General features: G+C 73.3%; 2 protein-coding genes. Both read left to right on the forward strand.

Annotation, left to right across the window (positions count from 1 at the left end; all coding sequences use genetic code 11):
* Positions 1-11: 11 nt before the first annotated feature.
* Positions 12-5,678 (forward strand): SDR family NAD(P)-dependent oxidoreductase, encoded by a 5,667-nt coding sequence (locus ACZ43N_RS42605; protein WP_468105251.1) that lies wholly within the window; start codon positions 12-14, stop codon positions 5,676-5,678.
* 76 nt (positions 5,679-5,754) lie between these two features.
* Positions 5,755-9,387: type I polyketide synthase (locus ACZ43N_RS42610; protein ID WP_468105253.1), on the forward strand; the 3,633-nt coding region annotated here is incomplete at its 3' end.

Below are 9,387 nucleotides of genomic sequence, written 5' to 3' on the forward strand. Positions count from 1 at the left end.
GTGTGGGTGGTGTGATCAAGATGGTGATGGCGATGCGGCACGGTGTGCTGCCGCGGACCCTGCATGTGGACGAGCCGTCCTCCCACGTCGACTGGACGGCGGGGGAGATCACCCTGCTGACCGACAACGTCGAGTGGCCCCGGTCGGACGACCGGCCCCGCCGGGCCGGTGTGTCCTCCTTCGGCATCAGCGGCACCAACGCCCACGTCATCCTCGAACACGTTGCGGCGGAGGAGAACGACCGGCGCAGCGGGACGAGCGACGCCGAGAACACCGCAGGCCGTAGCGTCCTCCTCCCTCTCTCCGCCGCAGAACCCCGCGCACTGCAGGCCCAGGCCGAGCGGCTGGAGGGCCTCCTGACATCGGACGCCGAACTGTCGCACCGGGACGTCGCCCTGTCCCTCGCGACGACGCGTTCCGCACTGGAGCACCGCGCCGTGGTGCTGGCCGCCGACCGTCAGCAGGCCCTGCTCGGCCTGCGCGCGGTGGTCGAGCAGCAGTCGTCCGGGCAGGTGATCAGCGGCACGGTGGTCGCCGGTGGCGGTCGTACGGCGTTCCTGTTCGCCGGGCAGGGCTCGCAACGCCTCGGTATGGGGCGCGAGTTGTACGAGACGCAGGCCGTCTTCGCCGAAGCCTTCGACGCCGTGGCCGCCGAGTTGCCGTTCGCCCTGCGGGACGTCGTCTTCGGTGACGACGCGGACCGACTGAACCGGACCGAGTACGCCCAGCCCGCCCTGTTCGCCCTCGAAGTGGCCTTGTTCCGGTTGCTGGAGTCGTGGGGTGTCCGTCCGGACGTGCTCCTCGGTCACTCCGTCGGTGAGCTGGCCGCGGCGCATGTGGCGGGCGTGTGGTCGCTGAAGGACGCGTGCCGTCTGGTGGTGGCGCGAGGCCGGCTGATGCAGGCGCTCCCGGCGGGTGGGGTGATGGTGTCGCTCCAGGCGTCCGAGGACGAGGTGCTGCCGCTGCTGGCAGGCCGGGAGAGCGAGGTCGGCATCGCCGCCCTCAACGGTGCGGAGGCGACCGTGGTCGCGGGCACCGAGGCGGCCGTCGAGGAGATCGCCGCGCACTTCCGCGGCCTCGACCGCAAGGTCACCGGGCTGCGGGTCAGCCACGCGTTCCACTCGCCGCTGATGGAGCCCATGCTCGACGAGTTCCGCGCGGTCGCGGAGAGCCTGGCGTACCGTCGTCCGCGGCTGGCCGTCGTCTCGGCGCTCACCGGCGATCTCGCCGACGCCGACGACCTGATGACGGCCGACTACTGGGTGCGGCACGTCCGCCACGCCGTGCGGTTCGCGGACGGCGTTCGCCGGGTGCGGGCCGAGGGAATCTCCCACTGGCTCGAGTTGGGGCCGGACGGCACCCTCACCGCCCTGGCGCGGGCCGAGGTGGACGGCGACCCTGCCGAGCAGGCGCTCTTCGTGCCCGCGCTGCGCAAGGACCGCGACGAACTCGGGACGCTGCTGACCGCCGTCGCCGAGTTGTACGTCCGCGGCACCGAACCGCTTTGGCCGGCCGTGTTCGCGGACTCCGGCGCCCGCCGAGCCGACCTGCCGACGTACGCGTTCCAGCGGCAGCGCTTCTGGCCGGGCGCCCCGAGCGCCACGGCCGCGGACGCGGCCGGGCTCGGGCTCACCCCCGCCGGGCATCCGCTGCTGGGTGCCGAAGTCGTGCTGGCCGAAGGCAGCGGAGCCGTGCTCACCGGCAGGCTGTCCCTCGAAACGCACCCGTGGCTGCGGGATCACGCGGTGGCGGGCACGGTCCTCTTCCCGGGCACCGGCTTCCTGGAACTGGCGCTTCAGGCGGGTCTCCGTGTCGGCCGCGCGCGTCTGGCCGACCTGACCCTCGAAAAGCCACTGGTCCTCACCGAACACGGCGGCGTACGGATCCAGGTCGCCGTCGGCGGCCCGGACGCGTCGGGACGGCGGACCGTGTCCGTCCACTCGCGGTCCGACTCCGACGACGCCGCCGCAGACGGCTGGGTGCGGCACGCCGACGGCATCCTCGACGCGGACCGCACCGACGAGGCGGACAGCCCCGACGACGCGGGCCACTTCGCGAACTGGCCGCCCGCGGAGGCGGCTCCCGTCCCGCTGGACGGCTTCTACGACCGACTGGCGGACGACGGCTACACCTACGGTCCCGTGTTCCAGGGCCTGCACGCCGTCTGGCGCCACGGCGAGGATGTCTACGCCGATGTCCGGCTGCCTGCCGACCAGCACGACGAGGCCGGGCGCCACGGCCTGCACCCGGCCCTGCTGGACGCCGCGCTGCACGCCTGGCTCGCCGCCGGGCGTGCGTCGGCGGACGCCTCCGGCGAGGCACCTGCCGGAGCCGGAGTACGGCTGCCGTTCTCATGGAGCGGCGCCTCGCTGACGGCGGTCGGCGCGTCCGCCGTGCGGGTGCGACTGGCTCCGGTGGACGAGGACACGATCACGCTCACCGTCGCCGACGCCGAGGGCCGTGGGGTGGCCCGCGTCGACGCCCTCACCCTGCGAGAGCTGCGCCGTGATGATCTGGTTCCCGCCTCCGACGGTCCGGCCGCGGCGCGGGACGCCCTGTTCCACCTGGACTGGAGCGCCCTGCCCGCACCGTCCGCTCCCGGCCCCGACCAGGACGTCCAGTGGGCCGTCGTCGGACCCGGGATCGCCGGGCTGAGCGAGGCGCCGGCCGGTCACTACGCGGACGTCACCGCCCTGACCGAGGCGGTCGCCGCGGGAACGCCCCTGCCGGGCGCGGTGCTCGTCGCCTGCGATCCGTCCACCAGCGGGGTACCGGCCATGCCCGCCGCACACGACACCCTCACGGACGGACCGGCGCCGCAGCCGGACCCGTACGGCACCGTCACGTCGGACACCGTGGACGCCACCAGGACCGTGCTGCACCATGTCCTCTCCCTCGTGCAGAGCTGGCTGGCGGACGACCGCCTCCGCGCCGCCCGGCTGGTGCTGGTGACCCGCGGCGCGGTCCCCGCCGACGGTGACCGGGAGCTCACCGATCCGGTGGCCGCCTCCATCTGGGGACTCGTCCGCTCCGCGCAGTCGGAGCACCCCGGACGACTGGTCCTGCTCGATCTCGCCCCCGAAGCCACCGACCATCCCGCCGCCACCGCGCCTGTGCCCCTCGCCGCCGCCGATGCCGGAACCGACCGGACCGACCCCACTCCCGCGCTCGCCTCCGGCGAACCGCAACTCGCCCTGCGCGGCGGTGTCGCCCACGTCCCCCGGCTGGCCCCGGCCGGCACCGGCGGCGCGCTGCTCCCGCCGCCCGGAGAGTCCGTGTGGCGACTGGACGTCACCACGCCCGGCACCCTCGACAGCCTGGCTCTCGTCGGCTGCCCCGAAGTCACCGGACCCCTCGCTCACGGCCAGGTTCGGGTGGCGATGCGGGCCACCGGCGTCAACTTCCGCGACGTCCTGGTCTGCCTGGGCATGCTCGACCGCGAGGTCCCCGGCCGCGAGGGCGCGGGCGTGGTCCTGGAGACCGGCCCCGGGGTCATCGGGCTCGCACCCGGCGACCGGGTGCTCGGACTCTTCTCCGGGGCGTACGGCCCGCTCGCGGTGACCGACCACCGTCTGCTCACCCGGCAGCCCGACGGCTGGTCGTTCACCGAGGCCGCGGCGGCGCCCATCGTCTTCCTCAGCGCCTACCACGGCCTGGTGGACCTGGCGGACCTGCGCCCCGGCGAGGCCGTCCTCGTCCACGCGGGGACCGGGGGCGTCGGCATGGCCGCCGTCCAGCTCGCCCGGCACCTGGGCGCCGAGGTCTTCGCCACCGCCGCCCCCGCCAAGTGGGACACCCTGCGGGCGATGGGTCTGGACGACGACCACATCGCGTCCTCGCGCGACACGGACTTCGAGGAGAAGTTCCTTCGGGTGACCGCCGGCCGGGGCATGGACGTCGTTCTGAACTCCCTGGCCCGGGAACTGATCGACGCGTCGTTCCGGCTGCTGCCACGTGGCGGACGCTTCGTCGAGATGGGCAAGACAGACCTGCGCGACCCGCGGACCGTCGCCGCCGAGCACCAGGGCGTCGTCTACCGGGCGTTCGACCTCAGGGACGTCGACCCCGACCAAACCGCCGAGATGCTCACGGCTGTGCTCGGACTGTTCGAACAGCGGGCGCTGCGTCCGCTCCCGGTCACCACATGGGACGTACGGCGGGCCCCGGAGGCGTTCCGGTACCTCAGCCAGGCTCGGCACACCGGCAAGATCGTCCTCACCGTCCCCGAGCTGCCGACCGATCTCGCCCGTACCCCGGCCGAGGACGCACATACCGGGGACACCGGTCACGCACGAGGCTCGGAGCACACCCGCCCCCACGGCACCGTGCTGATCACCGGCGGCACCGGCACCCTCGGCGGACTGTTCGCCCGGCACCTGGTGACCCGCCACGGCGTCCGCCATCTGCTGCTGACCAGCCGCAGCGGCCCGGACGCCTCGGGCGCCGCCGAGCTCCGCGAGGAACTGACCGGGCTGGGCGCCACCGTCACCGTCGCCGCCTGCGACATCGCCGACCGGAACGCCCTGGCCGCACTGCTCGCCGAGATCCCCGCCGAGCGTCCGCTGACAGCCGTCGTCCACGCGGCCGGCATCCTCGACGACGGCATCCTGGACGCCATGACGCCCGACCGCGTCGACCGCGTCCTGCGGCCGAAGGCACAGGCCGCGTGGAACCTGCACGAACTGACCCGCGACCTGCCCCTGTCGGCGTTCGTCCTCTTCTCCTCCGTGGCCGCCACCTTCGGCAGCCAGGGACAGGCCAACTACGCCGCCGCCAACGCCTTCCTCGACACCCTGGCCCAGTACCGCAGGGCCGAGGGACTGCCCGCGCTGTCCCTGGCCTGGGGCCTGTGGGAGACCGACGAGGGCATGGCGGGCACCCTCGGCGCGGCCGACCTCCGGCGCATCGGCCGTATGGGCCTCGCCCCGCTCCCGGCGGACGAGGGCCTGGCCCTCTTCGACACCGCTCTGACCACCGACCACGCACTGTTGCTGCCCACCCGCCTGGACCTGGCCGGGCTGGAACGCCGCGGCGCCGAACCGCCCGCCCTGCTCAGGGCGCTGGCCCGGACCCCGGTCCGGCGGGCCGCGGAGGACACCTCCCGCACCGCGGGCGGCACCCAGGACGACAGCGGTACGAGGGTGTCGTTCACCGAGCAGTTGCGGCCGCTCTCCGCCGAGGAACGGGAACGGGCCGCCCTGGACCTGGTCCGCACCCACACCGCGGCGGTCATCGGGCACTCCGACCCCGAAGCGGTCGACGCCGACCGGCCGTTCAAGTCACTGGGCTTCGACTCGCTCACCGCGGTCGAGATGCGCAACCGGCTCGGCGCGGCCACCGGCCTCACCCTGCGGGCCACTCTGGTCTTCAGCTACCCGACCCCCGCCGTCCTCGCCCGCCACCTGCTGGAACAGTGCGCACCGCAGGACGAACGACCGGCCGACGTCCTCCTCGCCGAACTCGACAGGCTCGAATCCGTCATGGCCGACGCACACCGCACGGCCGACGGCGCGGAGAGCGACGACGCGCTCAACGACAAGGTGACCTCCCGGCTTCGGGACCTGCTGACCCGGTGGACGGGCGGCACGGACGGCACCACGACGGCCGCCACCGGACTCGAATCCGCGACGGACGACGAGATGTTCGACCTCATCAACAAAGAGCTGGGCATTTCCTGACCCCGATCGACCCCGGACCGCTCAGGACCCGACGTCTCCGGATCCCCTCGGGGCTCCTCCTAGGAAGTGGCATCGAATGGCGAGCAACGAAGAGAAGCTGCGGGACTACCTCAAACTGGTCACGGCCGACCTTCGTCAGACACGCAAGCGTCTGCAGGACCTCGAGGAACAGCGGCAGGAACCCGTCGCGATCGTCGCGATGGGGTGCCGCTTCCCCGACGGCGCCGACACCCCCGAGGCCCTGTGGCGGCTCCTGGCCTCCGGCACCGACGCCGTCACCCCCTTCCCGGCCGACCGCGGCTGGGACCTGGACGCACTGTACGACCCGGACCCCGACCGGCCCGGAACCTCGTACGTCCGCGAGGGCGGCTTCCTCCACGAAGCACCGCTGTTCGACGCCGAGTTCTTCGAGATCTCGCCCCGCGAGGCCCAGGCCATGGACCCACAGCAACGGCTGCTCCTGGAGACCTCCTGGGAGACGGTGGAGCGCGCGGGCATCCTGCCGGCCTCCCTGCGCGGCTCGGCCACCGGCGTGTTCGTCGGCGCCATCGCCCAGGACTACCTGCCACGCTCCCACGACTCCCAGGCCGACCTCGGCGGCCATCTGCTCACCGGCAGCACCATCAGCGTCGCCTCCGGCCGCATCGCCTACTCCTTCGGCCTGGAGGGCCCCGCCGTCACCGTCGACACGGCCTGCTCGTCGTCGCTGGTGGCCCTCCACCTCGCCGTACGGTCCCTGCGCTCCGGCGAGTGCGACCTGGCGCTCAGCGGCGGCGTGACCGTCATGTCCGGCCCCGAGATGTTCGTCGACTTCGGCAGGCAGCGCGCCCTCGCGGCCGACGGCCGGTGCAAGGCGTTCTCCGCCGCGGCAAACGGCTTCGGCCCCGCCGAGGGCGTCGGCATGCTGCTCCTCGAACGCCTCTCCGACGCCCGCCGCAACGGCCACCCCGTACTCGCCGTGATCCGCGGCAGTGCCGTCAACCAGGACGGCGCCTCCAACGGCCTGACCGCCCCCAACGGCCCAGCGCAGGAACGGGTCATCCGCTCCGCTCTGGCCGACGCCGGCCTGACCGGCGACGACATCGACGCCATCGAGGCCCACGGCACGGGCACACCCCTCGGCGACCCCATCGAGGCGGAGGCACTGCTGGCCACCTACGGCGCCGTACGACCCGACGACCGCCCCCTGTGGCTCGGCTCGGTGAAGTCCAACATCGGCCACACGCAGGCAGCCGCCGGTGTCGCCGGCGTCATCAAGCTCGTGCTGGCCATGCGCCACGGCCTCCTTCCCCGCACCCTGCATGCCGACGAGCCGTCCCAGCACATCGACTGGACCGCCGCCGACCTCCGCCTGCTCACCCATGAGCAGCCCTGGCCCCGCCACGACGACCGGCCCCGCCGTGCGGCCGTCTCCTCCTTCGGCATCAGCGGCACCAACGCCCACCTGATCGTCGAGGAGGCGCCCGCGCCCGAGGCGCTCGACGGGAAGGGCGAGGCGGAGCACACATCCGCGAGTGCCCCCGCCCCGACCGGCCCGAAGCCGGTCACGGGTGAAAGCCCCCTGCCCTGGGTGCTCTCCGCCCGCAGCCGCACGGCATTGCACGCGCAGGCCGCACGCCTGCTCGCGCACCTCGACGACGAGCCGCGCCCGGACCCGGCCGGCATCGGCCACGCCCTCGTCATGACCCGATCCACCTTCGAACACCGAGCCGTGATCACCGGCCGCACCCTCGACGACCTGCGCACCGGCCTCACCGCCCTCGCCGCCGGCGAACCCCACCCGCTCACCGTCACCGGCAGCGTCCGGCCCGGCGAACGGCTGGCCGTCCTGTTCACCGGCCAGGGCTCGCAACGACTCGGCATGGGCCGGGAGTTGTACGAGACGTCCCCGGTGTTCGCGGAAGCTTTCGACGCCGTGGACACGGAACTCCCCTTCGACCTGCGGGAGGTGGTGTTCGGTGAGGACGCCGACCGGCTGAACCGCACGGAGTATGCGCAACCGGCTCTGTTCGCGCTGGAAGTGGCGTTGTTCCGGTTGCTGGAGTCGTGGGGGGTTCGTCCGGACGTTGTGGTCGGCCATTCGATCGGTGAGATCGCGGCCGCGCACGTCGCCGGGGTGTGGTCGCTGGCGGACGCGTGTCGTCTGGTGGTGGCGCGTGGCCGGCTGATGCAGGCGCTGCCGGAGGGCGGTGCGATGGTCGCGCTCGAGGCCACCGAGGACGAAGTCCTGCCCCTGCTCGGTGACGAGGTGGGCATCGCCGCGGTCAACGGCCCCCGGGCGACCGTGGTCTCGGGCGCGGCTCAGGCGGTCGAGGAGATCGCGGACCGCTTCCGTGGCCAGGGCCGCAAGGTCACGGCGCTGCGGGTGAGCCACGCGTTCCACTCGCCGCTGATGGAGCCCATGCTCGACGACTTCCGGGCCGTGGCCGAGACCCTCACCTACAGTGCCCCACGTATCGCCGTGGTCTCCAACGTCACCGGCCGCCCGGCCGAACCCGACGAACTCACCTCCCCCGACTACTGGGTGCGGCACGTCCGTCGCCCCGTCCGCTTCGCCGACGGCGTCCGGGCCCTGGCGGAGCGCAAGGTCGCCCGCCTGCTGGAGCTGGGCCCCGACGGCCAGTTGACCGCTCTGGCCCAGAGCTGCCTGGACGGCGGCTCCGCTGTCTTCGCGACCGCCCTGCGCAAGGACCGACCGGAGCCCGAGAGCCTGCTCGCGGCCTTGGCCCAGCTCCACGTCAGCGGCCTTCCGGTCCGCTGGGAGACGGCGTTCCCGCATGACGAGCCGGCAGACGGCGGACACGAGCGGATCTCCCTGCCGACGTACGCGTTCCAGCGGCGCCGCTTCTGGTCCCGGGACACGGGTTCGGCGTTGGGTGATCTGGGTGCGGTGGGGTTGGGTGCGGCGGACCATCCGTTGCTGGGTGCCGCGGTGGAGCTGGCCGGTGGTGACGGACTGCTGTTGACGGGGCGTGTGTCGCTGGTCGCGCAGGAGTGGCTGCGGGACCATGCGGTGGCGGGTGTGGTGGTGTTTCCGGGGACGGGTTTCCTGGAGCTGGCGTTGCGGGCCGGTGAGCAGGCGGGCTGTGACCGGGTGGAGGAGCTGACGATCGCGGCGCCGCTGGTGGTGCCCGATCGGGGTGGGGTCCGGGTTCAGGTGCGGGTGGGTGCGGCGGACGACGCCGGCCGGCGCGCCCTGGAGATCCACTCCCGCGCCGAGGACGCCCTCGACTCCGATCCGTGGACGCTCCACGTGACCGGCGCGCTGTCCCTCGCCGCGCAGATGCCGCCTGCCGACGGTTTCGACTTCGGCGTGTGGCCGCCGCGGGACGCGGTGGCGGAGCAGGTCGAGGGTGTGTACGAGCGGTTCGCCGGGCTGGGGCTGGCGTACGGGCCGGTGTTCCAGGGTCTGCGCGCGGTCTGGCGGCGCGGTGACGAGGTCTTCGCCGAGGTGGGACTGCCCGAGGAGCAGCAGACGGTCGCCGAACGGTTCGGCGCGCATCCGGCGCTGGTCGACGCCGCCCTGCACGCGGTGATGTTCACGTCGGTATTCGGTGACGGTCGGGCGCGGTTGCCGTTCTCCTGGTCCGGTGTGTCGCTGTGGGCGTCCGGTGCGCGTGCGCTGCGGTTGCGGATGGTGGCACTCGGGTCGGACGCGGTGGCGTTGGAGTTGGCGGATCCCTCGGGCGGCCTGGTCGCCTCGGTGGAG

It is taken from the genome of Streptomyces sp. NPDC030814 (assembly GCF_055572155.1).